At 34.2% G+C, this 19,089-nt stretch carries 12 protein-coding genes; 3 read left to right on the forward strand and 9 right to left on the reverse strand.

Annotated elements, in window-relative coordinates; genetic code table 11:
* Window positions 1–216: 216 nt before the first annotated feature.
* The 6 genes from EAH81_RS25045 to EAH81_RS25070 all read right to left on the reverse strand — a co-directional run bounded on the left by EAH81_RS25045 (window position 217) and on the right by EAH81_RS25070 (window position 10,304).
* Window positions 217–2,091, reverse strand: coding sequence for a glycoside hydrolase family 13 protein (locus EAH81_RS25045; protein WP_140511722.1), 1,875 nt, complete (start codon window positions 2,089–2,091; stop codon window positions 217–219).
* A gap of 153 nt (window positions 2,092–2,244) precedes the next feature.
* Window positions 2,245–4,359, reverse strand: a complete 2,115-nt coding sequence (locus EAH81_RS25050) for a glycoside hydrolase family 97 protein (protein ID WP_140511723.1) — start codon at window positions 4,357–4,359, stop codon at window positions 2,245–2,247.
* Window positions 4,360–4,381: 22 nt separating this feature from the next.
* The gene (locus EAH81_RS25055; RefSeq protein WP_140511724.1) at window positions 4,382–6,685 is read right to left on the reverse strand and encodes a glycoside hydrolase family 65 protein; all 2,304 of its coding nucleotides are present in this window, start codon (window positions 6,683–6,685) and stop codon (window positions 4,382–4,384) included.
* Window positions 6,686–6,923: 238 nt separating this feature from the next.
* Complete coding sequence (gene pgmB, locus EAH81_RS25060) at window positions 6,924–7,580, reverse strand: beta-phosphoglucomutase (RefSeq protein ID WP_140511725.1); 657 nt, start codon at window positions 7,578–7,580, stop codon at window positions 6,924–6,926.
* The gene (locus EAH81_RS25065) at window positions 7,573–9,093 is read right to left on the reverse strand and encodes an MFS transporter (RefSeq protein ID WP_140511726.1); all 1,521 of its coding nucleotides are present in this window, start codon (window positions 9,091–9,093) and stop codon (window positions 7,573–7,575) included. Before EAH81_RS25065 ends, pgmB begins: the two co-directional genes overlap by 8 nt.
* Before the next feature lie 179 nt (window positions 9,094–9,272).
* The gene (locus EAH81_RS25070) at window positions 9,273–10,304 is read right to left on the reverse strand and encodes a LacI family DNA-binding transcriptional regulator (RefSeq protein ID WP_140511727.1); all 1,032 of its coding nucleotides are present in this window, start codon (window positions 10,302–10,304) and stop codon (window positions 9,273–9,275) included.
* A 236-nt stretch (window positions 10,305–10,540) separates the two neighbouring features.
* Here EAH81_RS25070 and EAH81_RS25075 point away from each other — a divergent pair, with 236 nt between their 5' ends.
* The 3 genes from EAH81_RS25075 to EAH81_RS25085 are packed head-to-tail and all read left to right on the forward strand — an operon-like array spanning window position 10,541 to window position 16,262.
* A complete protein-coding gene (locus EAH81_RS25075) occupies window positions 10,541–13,513 on the forward strand; it encodes a SusC/RagA family TonB-linked outer membrane protein (RefSeq protein WP_140511728.1) in 2,973 nt (990 codons plus the stop codon).
* A gap of 10 nt (window positions 13,514–13,523) precedes the next feature.
* Complete coding sequence (locus tag EAH81_RS25080; RefSeq protein ID WP_140511729.1) at window positions 13,524–15,041, forward strand: RagB/SusD family nutrient uptake outer membrane protein; 1,518 nt, start codon at window positions 13,524–13,526, stop codon at window positions 15,039–15,041.
* 21 nt (window positions 15,042–15,062) lie between these two features.
* Window positions 15,063–16,262: a SusE domain-containing protein gene (locus EAH81_RS25085; RefSeq protein WP_140511730.1), complete on the forward strand. Its 1,200-nt coding sequence runs from the start codon at window positions 15,063–15,065 to the stop codon at window positions 16,260–16,262.
* Between the two features lie 344 nt (window positions 16,263–16,606).
* On the opposite strand, the gene EAH81_RS25090 is transcribed toward EAH81_RS25085, so the two are convergent.
* From EAH81_RS25090 to EAH81_RS25100, 3 genes are all read right to left on the reverse strand, one after another.
* On the reverse strand, window positions 16,607–17,008 hold the full coding sequence (locus EAH81_RS25090; protein ID WP_140511731.1) for a hypothetical protein: 402 nt from the start codon (window positions 17,006–17,008) through the stop codon (window positions 16,607–16,609).
* A 6-nt stretch (window positions 17,009–17,014) separates the two neighbouring features.
* Window positions 17,015–17,434 (reverse strand): hypothetical protein, encoded by a 420-nt coding sequence (locus EAH81_RS25095; protein WP_140511732.1) that lies wholly within the window; start codon window positions 17,432–17,434, stop codon window positions 17,015–17,017.
* A gap of 695 nt (window positions 17,435–18,129) precedes the next feature.
* Window positions 18,130–19,071, reverse strand: a complete 942-nt coding sequence (locus EAH81_RS25100) for a TolB family protein (protein WP_140511733.1) — start codon at window positions 19,069–19,071, stop codon at window positions 18,130–18,132.
* Window positions 19,072–19,089: the final 18 nt, after the last annotated feature.

Here is a 19,089-nt window from a genome sequence, read left to right on the forward strand (position 1 = left end):
TGACAATCTTTGATGATAATAATTCGTGAATTCGTGGCGGAAATAGTTGCCTATATTTAAACACATAGAAACATAGATTTGATTCTCCTGAAAAGATTATAACAAATGACTCGTCATTTTCACATAGTCCCGAAGCTTCGGGATGTGTTAATGCAAGTGAAACGCCTTTTTTCAACGTTCCAAAAATCTATGTTTCTATGTGTTTAAAAAAAATATTTATTCCAATTCTAAAACCACAGCCGATTTTGGTTCTAAAGTAATTTCAGTAGCTAAATCGAATGTTTTTCCGGTAAGAATATCTTTTCCGGATTTAAAATTTTTGATGTTTTCTTTAAAACGATTGGTTTTAATAACTTGTTCTTTTGCGTTGTTATTGAAAACCACCATTACGGTTTTAGCATCTGTATATCTGAAATAAACATAAGTGTTGTTTTCCGGAATATAATGTGTCATTTTTCCGAAATGAACGGCTTCATTTGATTTTCTCCAGTTGAATAATTTTGAAGTAAAATCGAAATATTTGGCTTGTTCAGCGGTTCTTCCTGCTGCGGTTAAAGCGTTGTTTTTGTCGCCATTCCATCCACCAGGGAAATCCTGACGAATATCAGCATCACCTTTGCCTTTGTCACCGCCCATTCCAATCTCTGAACCATAATACAATTGCGGAATTCCACGAACGGTTGCCAATAAAGTCATTGCCAATTTGTATTTCGTAAAATCGTATTTATAAGTATGATTAATGCGATCTGTATCGTGATTTTCGGCAAAAACCAAAATGCTGTTTGGGTTTGGATATAAATAATCCAACGCAAAATTGTTGTAGAATTTAATCATTCCGTTATCCCAAGTTGCTTCACTTTCATAAAAAGCAGAACCAATTTGGTCTTGCAGCGTAAAATCCATTACACTTGGTAAATTCGAATTGTAGTTTTCGATTGCACCAACTTTACTGTCTTTTTGCCAGTAGGCTAAATTCGCCTGATTGTGCATCCAGATTTCACCCACAATATTAAAATTCGGGTATTCATTGGTAATTGATTTTGCCCAATTTGACATTGCCGTTGGATCCGAATAATTATAAGTATCAACTCTAAATCCATCAAGATTGGCAAATTCTATCCACCAGATTGCGTTTTGAGTTAAGTATTTTGCAACTAGAGGATTTTTCAAATTCAAATCTGGCATAGAAGGAACAAACCAGCCATCAATACAAATTTCCTGATCTAATTTTGAGGCGTGAATATCTGTAATTACTTCACGACGATGATGTGTTTGTGTGAAGTTTTCGAATTGATTGAACCATGTTTTGGTCGGGATATCACTCATCATCCAGTGCGTAATTCCCCAATGATTGGTCACATAATCCATAACTAATTTCATGTCTTTTTTGTGCATTTCTGCAGAAAGACGAGCATAATCATCATTGGTTCCGTAACGCGGATCTATTTTGTAAACATCAGATTGTCCGTAAGTATGATACGAATGTTGTTTGTCGTTGTCTTCGCATAAAGGTGTGCTCCAAATTGTAGTTGCTCCTAAAGACGAAATGTAATCTAAGTTTTTGATAATTCCTTCGATATCTCCGCCGTGACGTCCGCTTGGATCCTGACGGTTTCCTTTTTCGGTTAAAGCTGCATCACTGTCGTTTTTCGGATTTCCGTTAGCGAAACGATCCGGCATGATTAAGTAAATCATATCCGATGAATCGTAACTTTTTCTGTCTGCCGAATTTGCTCTTCTTTCTTTAAGAGAATATTTTTGTGTAAAAGCGACTTTGTTTTTGGTCTTGAAAGAGAAAACCAATTCAGAAGCTTTTAGATTTTGTGTGTCAATTGTAACAAAAAGGTAGTTTGGATTTTCTGTTTTCTCTACATTTTTAATCACGACATTGTTTGAAACCGAAGCTTCATATTGTGCAATTTTTTTTCCGTAGAACATAATCTGTAATTCCGGATTTTTCATTCCTGCATACCAGAATGGAGGTTCTACTTTCTGGATTTGCGCTTTCGCGGAAGCGGAAAATAATAAAACAAACAGGATTATTTTATAGAGAAAATGGGTTGTTTGGATTGTTGTTTTTTTGGTGTTCATAATCTAATGTGTATTAAATACCTAACAGGTTTAAAAAACCTGTTAGGATATTGTGAGGTTTCCTAACAGGTCTCGAAGACCTGTTAGGTATTATTTTAAATCTTAAAAAAAAAGACAAGTAATTCTGGGGAAAATTACTTGTCTTTAAAAAAATTATTTAGTTTCGATTATGCTGATTGCATAACCTCCGCCCGGAGCAGATAACTGCGATAATTTTGATTTGTTTGTTACAGCAACTTTCTTGATCGTATAAGCTTGCGGATTTGTTTTGTAATGCGCATCTTTTGCATCAGCATAAATTGTAGCCGTGTATTTTTTGCCTTTTTCAAGGAAACTGAAATCAATGTTTGAGGTACGAGGTGTTTCTCCGTTTACGTTTCCAATAAACCAATTGTTAGTTCCTTTTGCTTTACGGGCAACAGTAATAAAATCACCTGGCTCAGCCTCGATATATTTGCTTTCTGACCAATCTACAGCCACATCTTTAATAAATTGGAATGCATCTGGAAAACGGTTGTAATTCTCAGGAGTATCAGCCGCCATTTGCAACGGGCTGTACATTGTCACGTATAATGCCAATTGATTACAGATTGTACTGTTTACGTGAGATTTATTGTCAGGATTCATTTTACTGATGTCCATTTCGAAGATTCCAGGCGTGTAATCCATTGGTCCGCCAATTAAACGTGTAAATGGCAAAACAGTTACGTGATTTGGTTTAGAACCTCCAAAAGCTTGGTATTCTGTTCCTCTTGCTGCTTCGTTTCCAATTAAGTTAGGGTATGTTCTGCAAATTCCGGTTGGGCGAACTGCTTCGTGAGCATTCACCATAATTTTATAATCAGCCGCTTTTTCAATTGCATATTGATAATGATTTACAATCCATTGATCGTAATGATTTTCGCCGCGAGGCAAAATATCTCCAACGTATCCGCTTTTTACAGCATCATATCCATTGTCTTTCATGAATTGGTATGCTTTGTCCATGTGGCGCTCATAGTTACGAACAGAACCTGAAGTTTCATGGTGCATGATAATTTTGATTCCTTTAGATTTTGCATATTCGTGCAAACCTTTTACATCAAAATCAGGATAAGGCGTTACGAAATCAAAAACATAATCTTTTGAATGTCCAAACCAATCTTCCCAACCTTCGTTCCAACCTTCAACCAAAACAGCATCGAAACCATTTGCAGCAGCAAAATCAATGTATTTTTTTACGTTAGCATTGTTTGCTCCGTGCGTTCCGCTTGGTTTAGCTTTAGAGAAATCAGAAACTCCCAATTGTACCGTTGGAAAATCATTTGTGTATGACCAAGAGCTTTTTCCTGTAATCATTTCCCACCAAACACCAACGTATTTTACTGGTTTAATCCAAGAAGTATCATCAATTTTTGACGGATCGTTTAAGTTTAATGTCATTTTAGAAGACAAGATTTCTGTAGCATTATCGCTTACCATAATCGTTCTCCAAGGCGAGTGGCTTGGTGCTTGCATGTATCCTTTATCACCTTTTGCATCCGGCGTTAACCAAGATTCGAAGATCATGTTTTTATCATCAAGATTCAAGTGCATACAAGAATAATTGATCAAAGCAGCTTCGTGCAAGTTGATGTAAATTCCATCGTTTGTTTTTAACATCAAAGAAGTCTGAACTCCTGTTGGTGAAAAGTTTTTTTGCGAAACATTTGCTGTATATGCTTTCTCAGATAAACCTCTAATTTCAGATAATTTAGATTTTGTATAATCGTATTCCTGAGTATCGTAATCTCCCGGAATCCAAAATGCCGTGTGATCGCCCGCCATGGCAAACTGAGTTCTTTCTTCTTTGATTACGAAATAGGTAAGATTCTTTTGAGCCGGGAATTCATATCTAAATCCTAAACCGTCATCAAATAAACGAAAACGAATTATGATTTGTCTGTCAGTTCCTTTTTGGTTTAAAGTAACAGCCAATTCATTATAATGATTTCTAATGTTGTCTACTTCTCCCCAAACCGGTTTCCAAGTCTCATCAAAAGTCGAAGTTTTTGTATCAACAACCGTAAAATCATTCAACAAAGATTTTTTATCATCTTTAAGTTCAAGGCCTAATTTACTGGTTTTTACAACTTCTTTATTTTTGTATTTTAAATTGTAAGTTGGAGTTCCGTCATTTTGAAGCGAAAATTCCATTACGAACTTGCCTTCGGGTGATTTTAATTGTTGCGCTTTTGCGATAGAGCTAAAGGCAAACAAGATTAAACTTGCGAAAAATAAGTTTTTCATGTTTTTTAGTTTTAAGGGTAATTTAATTTATTTGTACAAATTTACTTGCGATTACAGGATTTCCGTTAACGACAATTGTTAAATCTTGATCTCCATCTACAGTAAAATTAGTTTCATTGTGATTTACAGACACTTTTAAAATTTGATTTCTGAAATTAATTTTAAAAGAATATCCTTTCCATTCTTTTGGGATTTTTGGAGAAAAATGAAGCTGATCATTTTTAACACGCATTCCGCCAAAACCTTCTACAATACTCATCCATGTTCCCGCCATTGACGTGATGTGACAACCTTCTTCAACTTCTTTATTATAATCGTCAAGATCAAGACGAGAAGTTCTTAAATAGAAGGTATAAGCCATATCCATTTTGTCTAAATGTGCAGCCTGAATCGAGTGTACGCAAGGCGAAAGCGAACTTTCATGAACGGTAAACGACTCGTAAAATTCGAAATTACGTTTTAATTCTTCCTTAGAAAAATGATCTTCGAAGAAATAAAAACACTGCAAAACATCGGCTTGCTTGATGTAAGGCGAACGTAAAACACGATCCCAAGACCATTTTTGATTGATTGGTCTTTGTGATTTGTCAAGGTCTTTTACAGGAACTAAATCTTTGTCTAGGAAACCATCTTGCTGTAAATAAATCCCTAATTCCTTAGAAGTTGGGAAATACATATCGTCAGCTACTTTTTTCCATTCCTGAATTTCTGCAGCTGAAAGATTTACTTTTTCCAGAATGCGTTTGTGATCTGAAGGATACTCAGTTGCAACTTTTTTAATTTGTTCAGATGCATAATCAATACACCATTTTGCAATATAATTGGTATAGAAATTATTGTTGATATTATTCTCGTATTCGTTTGGACCTGTAACGCCAAGAATAACGTATTGATTTTTGTCCTTAGAAAAAGAAGCTCTTTGGTGCCAGAAACGTGCAATACCAATTAAAACTTCTAATCCTTTTTCAGGAATATAAGAGTAATCTCCGGTGAAACGGTAATAGTTATAAATCGCAAAAGCAATCGCACCATTTCTGTGGATTTCTTCGTGTGTGATTTCCCATTCGTTGTGGCATTCTTCACCATTCATGGTGACCATTGGATAAAGGGCTGCGCCATTTTTGAAGCCTAAATTGTCTTTGGCATTTTCAATTGCTTTGTCTAATTGATTGAAACGGTATGTCAATAAGTTTCTCGCAACTTGCTGATCTTTTGTCGCCATATAAAACGGAATACAATAAGCCTCTGTATCCCAATAAGTAGATCCGCCATATTTTTCTCCAGTAAAACCTTTAGGTCCAATATTCAAACGAGAATCTTTTCCCAAGTAAGTTTGGTTTAATTGAAAAATATTAAAACGGATTCCTTGTTGTGCTTTTACATCGCCATCGATTGTAATATCTGACATTTCCCAGATTTTTCGCCAAGCTTCAATTTGATTTTGTAATAATTTATCATATCCTAAATTAACGGCAGCTTTAATACATTTTTCGGCTGCAGCCAAAGTATTATCGTGGTTTAAAGAAACAGTATATCCACCAATTTTTTGAATTGATGAGGTTTGCCCTTTCGCGATAATAGTTCCGTAAGTAAACTGAACTTTATCTGATGTTGAATCGATTGTTGAAGGCGAAATATTTACATTTTCGTCGTTTGCAAAAATCGTATTGTGCATGAAGGTCGTAACTTTAAAATGCGTTTTAAAAGTTTGGGCAGTTACAAAAGCGTCACTATTTGATTTTTTTACTTCAAGAGGTTCCCAGAATTTTTCTTCCCAGTTGGCATCTTCATTCGTTACTCCGGCATCGATATAAGGTTTGTAAACAATTTTAGCGTCTTTGTTTAAAGGCGTAATTTCGTACTTGATAATTCCAACTTCATCCAAATCCAAGGAAAGAAAACGACGGATGTTTACGGCAATTTCAGTTCCGTTTTTCAGCGTCGCTTCAAAAGAACGATTGTACCAACCTTCTTTCATATTCAATTCCCTGCGGAAGTTTTTAACTTCGGTACAAGTGTTTAAGTCTAAGTTTTCTTCGTTGATTTCTACGTCAATTCCAATCCAGTTTGGAGCATTTAATACTTTCGCAAAATATTTTGGATATCCGTTTTTCCACCAGCCTACTTTTGTTTTATCCGGATAATAAATCCCTGCAATGTAACTTCCTTGAAAAGTTTCACCAGAATAGGTTTCTTCAAAATTCGCACGTTGTCCCATCGCACCGTTTCCGATACTAAAAAGACTTTCAGACGATTTTACTCTTTCAGCATCAAATCCTTCTTCTATGATGGACCAATTATCTGGTTTTATATAATCTTGATTCATTTTCTTTAATTAGATAATGTGGCAATTCTTCCATTAGATAATGCGTCAATTAGATAATGTGCCAATTTGATAATTAGATAATTATTTGTTTTGGGTTATTTCTAATTTGATTCTATCCTTTTAATTGCTCGTTGTTTTACTATTTTACTTTTTTAATTAGATGATTTATATTTTTAAATTAGCCCAATTAGATAATTCCAATTTGAAACATTATCTCATTTTCTAATTGGCACATTATCTAATTGATAAGTTTCTCAATAAACGCTGTGTCTATTTCTGTGAAATCTTTAAAAATATAATCAGCTTCATGTAAAATTGTTTCCTCACCAATTCCTACACTTACCATTTCTCCTGTGTTTGCCGCTTGGATTCCGGCAACTGAATCTTCAAATACGATTGAGTCTTTTGGATCAATTTTTAGTAATTGAGCCGCTTTTAAGAAAACTTCCGGATCCGGTTTGGCATTGGTAACGTCATTTCCGTCAACAATAACATCAAAATACGAAAGGATTCCTGTTTTTTCAAGGATTGGTCGGGCATTTTTACTCGCTGAACCCAACGCAATTCCTTGATTTTTTTCTTTTAATAGTTGCAGCGTTTTAAGTACACCCGGAAGAATCTCGCTTTCGTCCATGTCAACTAAATAAGATAAATAATCTTCATTTTTTTGAATCAGCCATTTGTTTTTGTCTTCTTGTGAAGCGTGAACATTTCCTAATTCAAGAATTATATCTAACGAACGCACACGGCTTACCCCTTTAAGTAATTCGTTGTTTTCGTGTGTGAAATTTATATTTAATGCCTGAGCTATTTTTTGCCAGGCTAAAAAGTGGTATTTAGCGGTATCAACGATCACTCCATCAAGATCGAAGATGAATGCTTTTTTATTATTCATGAATTTCAATTTTAGTTCTGCTATTTACTCTAAGGGTTAATAATCCGGCGAATATCATGGATACACCTCCAATAATTAGGGCGTAAATAGGTTCATTGTGAAAGAATTGTTTGATTACAAAACCTAATATCGTGGCGGCTACAATTTGTGGAATTACTACAAAAAAGTTAAAAACTCCCATATAATACCCCATTTTGGCCGCAGGTAAAGCACCTGATAACATGGCATAAGGCATCGATAAAATACTTGCCCACGCAATACCAACTCCCAACATTGGAAGAATTAGCATTTGTTTATCACCAATAAAATAAATCGAAATTAAACCAACACCTCCAGCGCACAAGGCTAATAAATGTGTTGCTCTAACGCCTACTTTTTTTGCAATAATTGGTAATAAGAAAGCTACGGCAGCAGCGACTCCGTTATAAACAGTAAACAAAACCGAAACCCAGTCAGCAGCATCATTATAGACTTTAGAAGTTGTATCTGTTGTGCCAAAAATGTGTTGTGTAACGGCTTGCGTAGTATAAATCCACATAGAGAAAAGCGCAAACCAGGAGAAAAACTGAACCCAGGCCAGTTTTTTCATTGTGACCGGCATATTCAATAAATCAGTCATGATGATTGTAAAGCCATTATGAACTTTAGAACTTCTTAATTGTGAAGCTAACATAAATAAAACGCCCATGAAAATTAGACCTACAAATAGAATGTAGAGTTCTTTGGCAAGGCTATTTTCGAAAATCAAAAAAGAAACTAAAGCGCCAATTACGGTCAATAATATCCCTATAGACAATTGTCTCTTAATATTAGTTTTAGATTCTGATTCCGGATTTAGGATAAGATCTTCTTTGTCTTTTTTGCTTTGAGCTTCAAATGCATGAAGTTCTTCCGGAGTATATTCAGTAGTTTTAAATACAGTCCATAAAACAGAAAGAAGAAAAACGATTCCGCCAATATAAAACGACCATTTTACTGAATCAGGGATAATACCTTCCGGAGCTGTATTGCTTACGCCAAAAACATTTGTAAAAAGATAAGGTAAAACCGAGCCAACAACGGCGCCGGTTCCAATAAAGAAACTTTGCATGGCAAAACCTAAAGTGCGTTGTTTTTCGGGTAAATTATCCCCAACAAAAGCACGAAAAGGTTCCATTGAAACATTTATCGACGCATCCATTATCCACAAAGTTCCTGCAGCAATCCATAACGTTGGAGAGTTTGGCATGATGAATAATGCAATTGAAGATAAAACGGCTCCAATTAAAAAATAGGGGCGACGTCTGCCTAAACGAGTCCAGGTTCTATCGCTAAAATAACCAATTACGGGTTGAATTATTAATCCTGAAACGGGAGCAGCAATCCATAAAATTGGAATTTCGTCAATTTTAGCGCCCAGTGTTTCAAAAATTCTTGAAGTATTTGCGTTTTGCAGTGCAAAACCAAACTGTATTCCCAAGAAACCGAAACTCATGTTCCAAATTTCCCAGAAACTTAATTTACGCTTTTCCATTATCGTAATTAAATAATTAATTAGACGATAAGCGCTTTGCTTATCAAAACTTACTTATGGTTCGAAGTAAAAGTAAAAGCTTTGAGCAGGCGTAAAAGTATTAATTATTTTTTTAATTCAAATCATAAAAAAACCATAAATAACATTTATGGTCTTAGAATGTATTGATTTTAAGAATTTTAGTCAGTAGATTCTCGTTGTATTAAATGCGTTTCGATAACTTCTGTAGTGTAATTTTCGTTTTCTTCATCGTCATCGACATGCTCCGCTTCGAGTCTTTCGATCAGCATTTTGGCTGCTTTATTTCCCATTTTTTCACCACTCTGGCTTACTGTTGTAATACTTGGCGTGGAATATTTAGAGATAATTCCGTCCGTAAAAGCGATTACGGCAAGATCTTCGGGAACTTTAAGTCCCATTTTGCTTGCTGTTTTGATAATTGTTACGGCAAAAAGCTCATTTACAGCAAAAACAGCATCAAAAGCTCTGTCGTGTAAAAGTTGACTGATGGTAATTTCGCAAGTATCTACGTCTTCAATTTTAATGATTAAATCTTCATTGAATGGTAATCCGTTATCTAAAAGCGCTTTTTCGTAACCGTCAGTTCTTAATTTTCCAACACTTACATAGTCAACGGTTGTTACCAGAGCGATCTTTTTTCGGCCATTATCAATCAGGCTTTGAACGGCTTCGTAGGCGGCAGCTTTATCATCAATGATTACTTTGTCACATAAAATATCATTAGTCACACGGTCGAACATTACAACTGGCATTCCTTGATTTATGACCTCGGTAATATGATGAAAATCGCCTTTGTACTGGGTTTCTTTAGAAAGAGACATGATAAAGCCATCGATACTTCCGTTGGCTAGCATTTCCATATTTAAGACTTCTTTATCGAATGAATCATCAGATAAACAAATGACAACGCTATAGCCATTTTCATTAGCAACCTGCTCGATTCCGTTGATGACTGTAGAGAAAAAATAATGTACAATTTCCGGAATGATAATACCAATACTTTTGGTTTTCCGATTTTTTAGACTAAGGGCGATATTGTTGGGCTTATAGTTGTAAAACTTTGCAAAAGCTTGCACTTTTAAACGTGTTTCTTCTCCTATTTCCAGACTGTTTCTAAGTGACTTTGAGACAGTTGAAATAGATACGTCAAGTTCTTTTGCAATCTGTTTCAGGGTTATTTTGCGTTTCATAATGGTTATTTGAAAAAAATCTAATTGTTAATAAAGGTATCTTATATTTTTATAATTGACAATTTTTGACTTAAAAGATTACAAAAAATAGAAAGTTTTCAACACTACCACGTTTTCGTAAACCAATAAGAATTGTCAAATGTTGGTCGTGTTAATAAATTCCTAATTTTGAAATTCGAAGTAAAATTAAAAACTTAACTAACAATCAAAAACTCAAACTAATTTAAACAAAAAGTATGAAAACAATTTACAAAAAGTTGTTATTTTTATTCCTGTTGTTGCCGTTTAGTGTACTCGCTCAAAGTACCTTAAGCGGAACTGTTGTCGAAAAGTCAGGACAACCAATTCCAGGAGTAAATATAAGTGTACAAGGCGCGCCAGGTGGTGCTTCTACAGATTTCGATGGTAAGTTTCAGTTATCTAATGTTAAAAAAGGAGACAAAGTTGTCGTTTCTTTTATTGGATACAAAACGTACTCTCTGATTTATGATGGACAAAAAGCTATAAATGTGGTCTTGCAGGAAGATTCGAACGAACTTAAAGAAGTTGTGGTTCAGGTAGGTTACGGTTCTACAAAAAAGAAGGATGTAACGGGTGCAGTATCTAAAGTTTCTGCAGAGAACCTGAATCAGGGAACTTTGGTAGATCCTATTCAGGGACTACAAGGTAAAGCTGCGGGTGTTTCGATCACAAAACAAGGGGGTGACCCAAACAAAGGTTTTGATGTTCGTATTCGTGGTGCTGCAGGTTTTGCTGCGGGAGGTGCTCCTTTATACGTAGTTGACGGAATTCGTGGTGTTGACCCTACAACGATTTCTCCAGACGATATTGTTTCTTATGACATTCTTAAAGATGCGGCTTCAACTGCAATTTATGGTGCCGATGGAGCAAATGGTGTTGTATTTATTACCACTAAAAAAGGAAAATCAGGAAAAACTACAATCGAATTTAACTCTTCGATCGCCACAGATCAGGTTGCTAAAGAACAAAATCTAATATCTGCAGACCGATATAGAGAATATATTGCAGCGCATCCAAGTATCGATTTTACAGATAATGGAGGAAATGTGGATTGGCAGGATCAAATTTTCAGAACCGGTTTTACTAAAGTAAATAGTTTAGCTGTTTCCGGAGGAAGTGATACTGGAAATTATAGAGGATCTATCTCTAACAGTGATTTTGAAGGTGTTATTAGAAACTCCGGAAAAAAGAGAACTGTTGGTAGATTAAACTTGACTCAAAAAGCATTTGATAATAAAATGACAATTGACATGGGAATTTCTGCTACTATTGAGCATAATGACTATGTAAATTATGGAACTGACGGAAAAGATCAGGTAATTTACCAGGCTTTTCAAAGGCTCCCAACAGATCCTGTTTACAGACCTGATGGAGCTTTATTTGAAGCGCCAGGGACTAATAACTACTACAATCCAATGCAGTCAGTTAACAATATTCAAAATAATAGAGATGCTAAATTTCTTTCAGGTAACTTAGGTATATCTTATGAACTTGCAAAAGGATTAACAGGTAAAATTTCTACCAGTTATTTAAGAAATGATAGTGAAAGTACGTATTTCGAGCCTACTTATAACTATGTTTTTACTGGAACTACTGAAACTCCAATTTACTTAGGATACGGAAAAAGATCTTATGCAAACTGGGAGCAAGGTTTGGTTGAAGCTACTTTAACATACAAAACAACATTTGCTGAATCTCACAATGTTACCTTATTAGGAGGTTACTCTTACAGAACGACTAAAAGTGACGGTTTTGCTATGGAAGCAAACAATTCTACTTCTAATACTTTGGGATCAAATAACTTCCAGAATTTTGAGACAATCGTTTTAGGGAATTTAACATCATACAAAAACGAACGTAAAGATATTGGTATGTTCGCAAGAGCTACTTACGATTTTATGTCAAAATATTACGTAACCGGAATGGTTCGTAGAGATGGTTCTTCAATTTTTGGAGACAATAATCAATGGGGTTATTTCCCATCTGTGCAAGTTGCATGGAATATGGCTAATGAGAATTTTATTAAAGACAATGTAAGTGCATTGAATTTATTAAAATTCAGAGGAAGCTGGGGTATTTCCGGAAACAGTAATTTACCGGTTGATGCAAAAGATTTAGCTGTTAGACCTTCTATTCAAGGTGGATTAGTTGCTTATGGTTACAGTCATAATGCTAATCCTGATTTAAAATGGGATAAAAACACAGAAACTAACTTTGGAGTTGATTTTGGTTTGTTCAATAACAGAGTAACTGGATCTGTTGAGCTTTACAGCAAAAAAATCACAGATATGTTGATTGCAAATACTAACGTACCAACAGAAACAAATTTCTCAAACACTACATTTATTAATGGTGGAGAAATGAAAAATAGAGGTCTCGAAGCAACTTTAAATGTTAAAGTAATTGAGAACAATAATTTTAGCTGGAATACTACTGTAGTATATACACAAAACAGACAAGATGTTGTTGCTTTAGGAAACGATCGTTATAACTATTCTTTCATTAACACAGGATATATTTCAGGACCTGGTTTGGTTGGAGTTCCAACTCAAAGAATGCAGGCAGGATATAAATTGGGTACTTTTTATGGCTATGAATATGCGGGAGTATCAAATGGTAAATGGTTAATAAAGGGAAATGATAATCAACTTCACTATTTAGAAGATGTAGCTAACTCTGATGATCAGAAAAAAGTAATTGGTAATGCTTTACCGGATTTTGAAATGGGATGGAGCAATTATTTTAAATACAAAAACTGGGATTTGAGTATGTCATTTAGAGCTGTTGTTGGTAATGATGTTTACAATGCGACAAACCAGGTTTTTGGTAACCCTGACCAGGTTGGAACAAGGAGCGTAAATAATGAGGCTTTAATTCTAAACGATGCCGGTATTCAAGGAGCTTATAGCGCATTGTCTTATTATATCGAAGATGCTAGTTTCATAAAGTTAGACAACATTAACTTAGGATATACTTTTGTAAATCCAACGTTTGCTAAAGCAATTTCAAAACTTCGTTTTTATGCTTCTATGAACAATGTATTTACATTGACAAATTATGGTGGTGCAGATCCTGAGGTTAATTTTTCTGGAGGAAAAGACAATAAAGAAATCTTTTTTGGTATAGATAATTACAACAACTATCCTAAAACAAGAACTTTAACATTTGGTTTGAATCTTTCATTTTAATACAAAAATCATGAAACTAAAAAATAAAATAGCAGTATTCGGTTTAAGCTTCTTAGCTTTTTCTTGTACTGATCTGGATACAACAAATAGTGAGTATTTGACAGGAGATCAATATCCTGAAACAACAGAACAAGCTTTAAATCTTGCCACTCCGGTTTTTGCTAAGACACAAGGAATGCTTGATGGCGGCGGATGGTGGTTTGCTCAGGAGTTAAGTTCTGATGAAGCAGTTTGCCCTACAAGAGGAGCAGACTGGGATGATGGTGGTAAATGGAGAGCTTTATCAAAACATACTTGGGGACCTCAAACAGAGGCAATAATAAATCTATACAATATGATTTATTCTGCAGTACCACAAGCTAATTACGCTATCGAAACATTGACACCTGCTGCGGCAACAAATCCAAGGGTAGCGAAAGTTTTAGCTCAGGTAAAAGTTTCAAGAGCGTATTACTACTACTTAGCCATTGATAGTTTTGGAGATGTTGCTTTTCCAAGAACTTTTACAGGTGCTGACGAGTTTCCTAAAAAGACTCCAAGAGCAGAAGTTTTTGCAGCTATTGTTAAAGATGTAGAAGATAATGTAGCATTATTACCAAAACAAGGTGATGATGGTGTTGTAAGAAGCGATATCACGCAAGGTATGGCATATACCCTTTTGGCTAAATTATACTTGAATGCAAAAGTATATACAGGTACAGCAATGTGGGAAAAAGCAATTGGAGCTTGTGATAAAGTATTGGCATTAGGATATTCATTAGAATCTAATCCTTTAGCGCCATTTGCAACGCAAAATGAAAATTCTAAAGAGAATATTTATACAATTCCTTTTGATCAGGATACTTATAAAGGATTTAATCTTCATATGCGTACTTTGATCGATTTATCACAACAAACTTTTAATATGAGTACAGCTCCATGGAACGGATTTGCAACTCTTGAAGCACATTACAACTCATTCCCGGCTGGTGACAAAAGATTGGCAGGAATTCTTGTAGGTCAACAAAAAACAAAAGGTGGAGATAATATTCTGGATCCTAAATCCGGAAATGCAAACTTGGTTTTTACAGCTAATATTCCAAATCTTCAAATGTCATTAGGTACTAATACGCAACAGCAAATTAGAATGGCAGGAGCAAGACCGGTAAAATGGGAAATTGCTGCAGGAGCAAAAGAAAATTTAAGTAATGATTTTCCTCTTTTCCGATTGGCAGATGTTAAGTTAATGAAAGCAGAAGCTTTAGTTTGGTTAAATGGTGCAGGTGCAGGGGATGCTTTGGTTAATGAAATCAAAGGAAGAGCTGGAATTACCCAAACAAGCGGATATACATTGAATGATATTTTAGCAGAAAGAGGTCGAGAAATGATGTGGGAAGGACACCGTCGTCAGGATTTGATCCGTAACGGTAAATATGAAAATACCTGGTGGGAGAAAACAGATACTGATCCTAACCATAGATTGTTTCCAATTCCGGAAAATGCCATTAATGCAAACAAAAATTTATTGCCACAAAACCCAGGATATTAATAATTAAAAATATAAAATCAAATGAAAAAATTAACCTTTTTATTATTAGGACTTATAGCGTTTGCTTTCACTTCATGTAGTGATGACGATCCAAGTATCAATGTGTACCCAGGAGAAAAAATAATAACTGTACCAGTTTTAGACGCTTTGCCAGCACCAGCTGAATATATTTCTCAAGAAGATGTGAATGAAGATGTTGCGGCAGGCACTTTTAAATGGACTGCAGCAGCGTTAGAATATCAAGGACCAGTTAGCTATTACATTCAGATTGCTCCTGCGGGAAGCGATTTTTCTAGTGCGGTAGATGTATTTTCAGCAAGTGTATCAACAACTACAAAAGATTTTACTTTTGGAGATTTAAATTTAGCTGTTAACAGATTAAGTCTTGCTTTGGTTTCTAATGGGAAAGCTAAAGTTAAGTTTGGAACTTTAGCTGAATTTGATGTACGTGTTAAAGCAATCGCTGAAAAATCTCAAGTAATAGGATATTCATTAACACAATTAATGAAAATCAATGCATATGAAAAAATCATTTTTAATACTCCTGAATTGTTTTTAGTTGGTGCGCCACAAGCTTATTATGGTCAATCTGGTTGGGATGAGAAAAATGGTATTTCAATGAAATATATTGGTAATCCTAAAACTAATACAAAAGTTTTTGAAGCTTATGTAAAAGTTGCTGTTGGTGACGGGTTCAAATTCACTGGTGACGGAAAAACATGGGCTAATGGTAACTATGGTACCGATGGAGATGTTGCTGCTATTTCAGGAGGACAAGAGTTTACTTTGATCAATGATGGTGATAACAGTAAATCTAGTAAGGATCTTAAAATAGCTGAGGCTGACGGTGCAGGATTATATTATGTACGTGTTGACATGGATGCAATGAAAGTTAAAGTTATAAAAATGAAATGGGGTGTTATTGGTGCTGCTACTGCTGGTGGATGGAATGATGAAACTGCAATGGGGTATGATTTTGCAACAAATACATATGCATATGCAGGAAGTGATATTACTGCCGGAGAAATGAAATTCAGATCTAAAAATACCGGTAACTTCATTAATGGAGTAGCTGGAGCAGGTGGTGAATGGACATTCAATGTAGGTGATTTACTTTTTGTTGGTGATGGTGGTACAGGGAAAAACTTTGTAATTACTGCTGGAGCTAAACCAAAATTAGTTGTCAATTTTGATGGAACTGCTGTTGTTACAGGATTGTAATAAATAAAGTCAAATATTGACAGAGGCTGTCGAAAGATTAGAGTGGTCGGAAGAAATTCCGGCCACTTTTGTTTTAAAGACTTATTTAAGGAAGAAGCCGTATCAAATTTTGTTTTGAGACGGCTTCTTCTTTTATTTTTTATCGTTTTTCTTTGCGGGTTCGAAGGCGGGAGACTTCGTTAGTAATCATGAATACTTCGTAAAGCGGGGCAGATTTGCTTTTCATTATAAGACATAAAAAATTCGCATCACTGCAAGTTTTTCTGTTTTTTATACTTTGTCGATACTCTTTGCGCCACACGAAAGGATTCGTGCGGGAGCGGGGAACTTATATAGCTATCTAGCTACATACCTCTTATTAATCCTCTAAAATTTTCAGCTTTTTTAATCTTTTCTATCCACTTAAATTTATATTCATTTACTTCAAGATTATTTATTTTATTTAACATAAAATCTTTCAAATCATCTAAATCACTTGTTTCTTCTAATAACTCAAATATCATTTCCTGTTTAGATTTTACAAAAAAAATAATCCAGCTTATCTCTCTATTTTGAAGTTTAATGATCTTAAAAATATTCCCTTTACTATCTATAACCTTATGATTTAATCTTAACTCTTCAAATAGTTCATAAGATTTATTATGAAAATAGATATCATAGAATATTATTTCACTTATATTTTCTATATTCCATTCATTTATCGAAATATCTAAAACTGGAAAACTGATTTTATTAATATTCTTCATAATTTTTCATTGATTATTTTCTATACTAACTTTTCTTTTTTGTTGAAATATTTTCTCTCGGTTTTTATTTGCTCCAATCAAAAACAATACTCCTATTAACAAAAGAACAAAAATGATGATCAAACCACCTTTCCTATCCTTTTTAAAATCTTGCCTCAAAAAATTTCGTGGTTTTATAAATGAATAATAATTCCCTAACCATAAAACAACTGCAAATGATACTATCCAAAATTTATAATTTATCCCCAAATTAAAGGAGGGGGGAGCTTTAAAAAAGTAAACAAATCCTACAATACCATATAAGGTAAAATACAAAATTATAATACTCATTATTGAAGTAGAAAATAACGACATTTTATGCCCTTCTTTAACTACATCTCTAAAAAACCAATATATTCTAAAAAGAAAATAATAATATAATTTCATGATTTTAATTTAAAGGTGCAGCGAAGGGCAGAACACAAATTTTATTCTTAAAAATTTGTTCTTCCAAAAGCATTAGCGATAACTAATAATAACAGCAAAGGAGATACTATAAATAATATCACTAAAACTCCTTTAATCTGTTTTTCCTTGTTTGATTCTTTACTCCACTTTTCGCGAAAAAGAAAGTATTTCCCTTTGTATCTTTTCTTATTGTATAAAAAAATCAAAAAAAGAATCGATAAAAGAACGATTTTTTCTAAAAGATATACTTGATTTCCTTTCTCAGTATAAAAAAACAAATCTTTTCCCAAGAAAAAAAAATCCATCAAAAAAAATGCATAAATTAAAGAAACTGTTAATAATGCAGTAAAAGCACTTAAACCATCTCTCTTAAAATAAAATTTTGCAATTCTATAATAAGTATAATCAAAAATATTCTTCCCCGCTCCCGCACGAGTCCTTTCGTGTGGGCGTAACAACTAAACTGATAAAAACAATCCTCGGAATTATAAAATTTATAATTTCTACTAGAATTAATTGTTTCTAATTAACCCATAACCACACGAAAGGATTCGTGCGGGAGCGGTGGCTTTTCCTACTGCAGTACCCGCTTCGTCAATATTTCTGGCACCTGCCCAGCCCCCTACCCACCCTTTGAGGCCATCAGCAAGAAATTTAGCAGAACTAGGAGATAGTTAAAAAACAGGATGTGGAATTTTAAATTTCCTTAGAACTTCACCTTTATAGTTTATAATTGTAATATTTTCAATATTATCAGATAAAAATACTTTCTTTTCATTTTTTAAAAATGAAGTAGATTTGATCTGAATCCCAGGTTGAGATGTATAGATGGAGATTGGCTTTGAATCTTTCCCATCCCATAAGTACACTTCAAAATTGGATGATATGAGATATTTTTCCTTCGTTTTAGAATAACTTACTCTATTGCTATAAATCTGATCTATCGATGAAGAATCAATCTTATCTTTTAGATTTAATTCTTCTTTTTTTAAGTTTCCAACAGTATATTTAAAAATACCTACTAAATCACAATTGATAATAAAATTACTGTCATCAATAAAATCATAGGAATTTATAGCATAATAATTCCCGTCTGTAAGCTTTCTAATTGTTTTACTCTTTAGATTATAACCGTACAAATCCATTCCATTAGGATGTTGGGTTGCAATTGGAGAGTGATTTGAATATTCAGAAGCTCTTATAAAATTAATTTCGTCAACATCATATTGCGAGAATTTAGCATCAAATAGTAAATTCCCTTTATAGATTTCATTTGAATTAGTACCATCTGAATTACAAACAAATAAATGAATAACGGGATCATTTTTTTTCCACGCGCGATAAATTATCCTTTTTCCATCAGCACTAAAGTTGGGTTCAGATAAATTATAGCCTTCATTTTTTATTAATATCTTAGGAACTGTATCTCCAATCCTAAAGCTATATATTTTGGAGGTACCATCTTTTTCATAAACAAAATTTATCTCTTTGTCATTTGGACACAAATATACCTCGTTAGTCAAAATCCCTTCAAATTTACTTTTTGGATATAGAAAATAGACAAAAACGGCCACTCCTAAACCTATAATTATAATTATGCTTTTTTTATACCTCATTTAGCTTATGTTTTAAAA

Origin of the sequence: Flavobacterium pectinovorum (assembly GCF_006438875.1) — a bacterium.
GTDB classification, from domain to species: domain Bacteria; phylum Bacteroidota; class Bacteroidia; order Flavobacteriales; family Flavobacteriaceae; genus Flavobacterium; species Flavobacterium pectinovorum_A.

Coding starts and splice junctions, on each gene's coding strand:
- EAH81_RS25045 (WP_140511722.1), bottom strand. CDS start 2,091: ATGAACACCAAAAAAACAACAATCCAAACAACCCATTTTCTCTATAAA.
- EAH81_RS25050 (WP_140511723.1), bottom strand. CDS start 4,359: ATGAAAAACTTATTTTTCGCAAGTTTAATCTTGTTTGCCTTTAGCTCT.
- EAH81_RS25055 (WP_140511724.1), bottom strand. CDS start 6,685: ATGAATCAAGATTATATAAAACCAGATAATTGGTCCATCATAGAAGAA.
- pgmB (WP_140511725.1), bottom strand. CDS start 7,580: ATGAATAATAAAAAAGCATTCATCTTCGATCTTGATGGAGTGATCGTT.
- EAH81_RS25065 (WP_140511726.1), bottom strand. CDS start 9,093: ATGGAAAAGCGTAAATTAAGTTTCTGGGAAATTTGGAACATGAGTTTC.
- EAH81_RS25070 (WP_140511727.1), bottom strand. CDS start 10,304: ATGAAACGCAAAATAACCCTGAAACAGATTGCAAAAGAACTTGACGTA.
- EAH81_RS25075 (WP_140511728.1), top strand. CDS start 10,541: ATGAAAACAATTTACAAAAAGTTGTTATTTTTATTCCTGTTGTTGCCG.
- EAH81_RS25080 (WP_140511729.1), top strand. CDS start 13,524: ATGAAACTAAAAAATAAAATAGCAGTATTCGGTTTAAGCTTCTTAGCT.
- EAH81_RS25085 (WP_140511730.1), top strand. CDS start 15,063: ATGAAAAAATTAACCTTTTTATTATTAGGACTTATAGCGTTTGCTTTC.
- EAH81_RS25090 (WP_140511731.1), bottom strand. CDS start 17,008: ATGAAGAATATTAATAAAATCAGTTTTCCAGTTTTAGATATTTCGATA.
- EAH81_RS25095 (WP_140511732.1), bottom strand. CDS start 17,434: ATGAAATTATATTATTATTTTCTTTTTAGAATATATTGGTTTTTTAGA.
- EAH81_RS25100 (WP_140511733.1), bottom strand. CDS start 19,071: ATGAGGTATAAAAAAAGCATAATTATAATTATAGGTTTAGGAGTGGCC.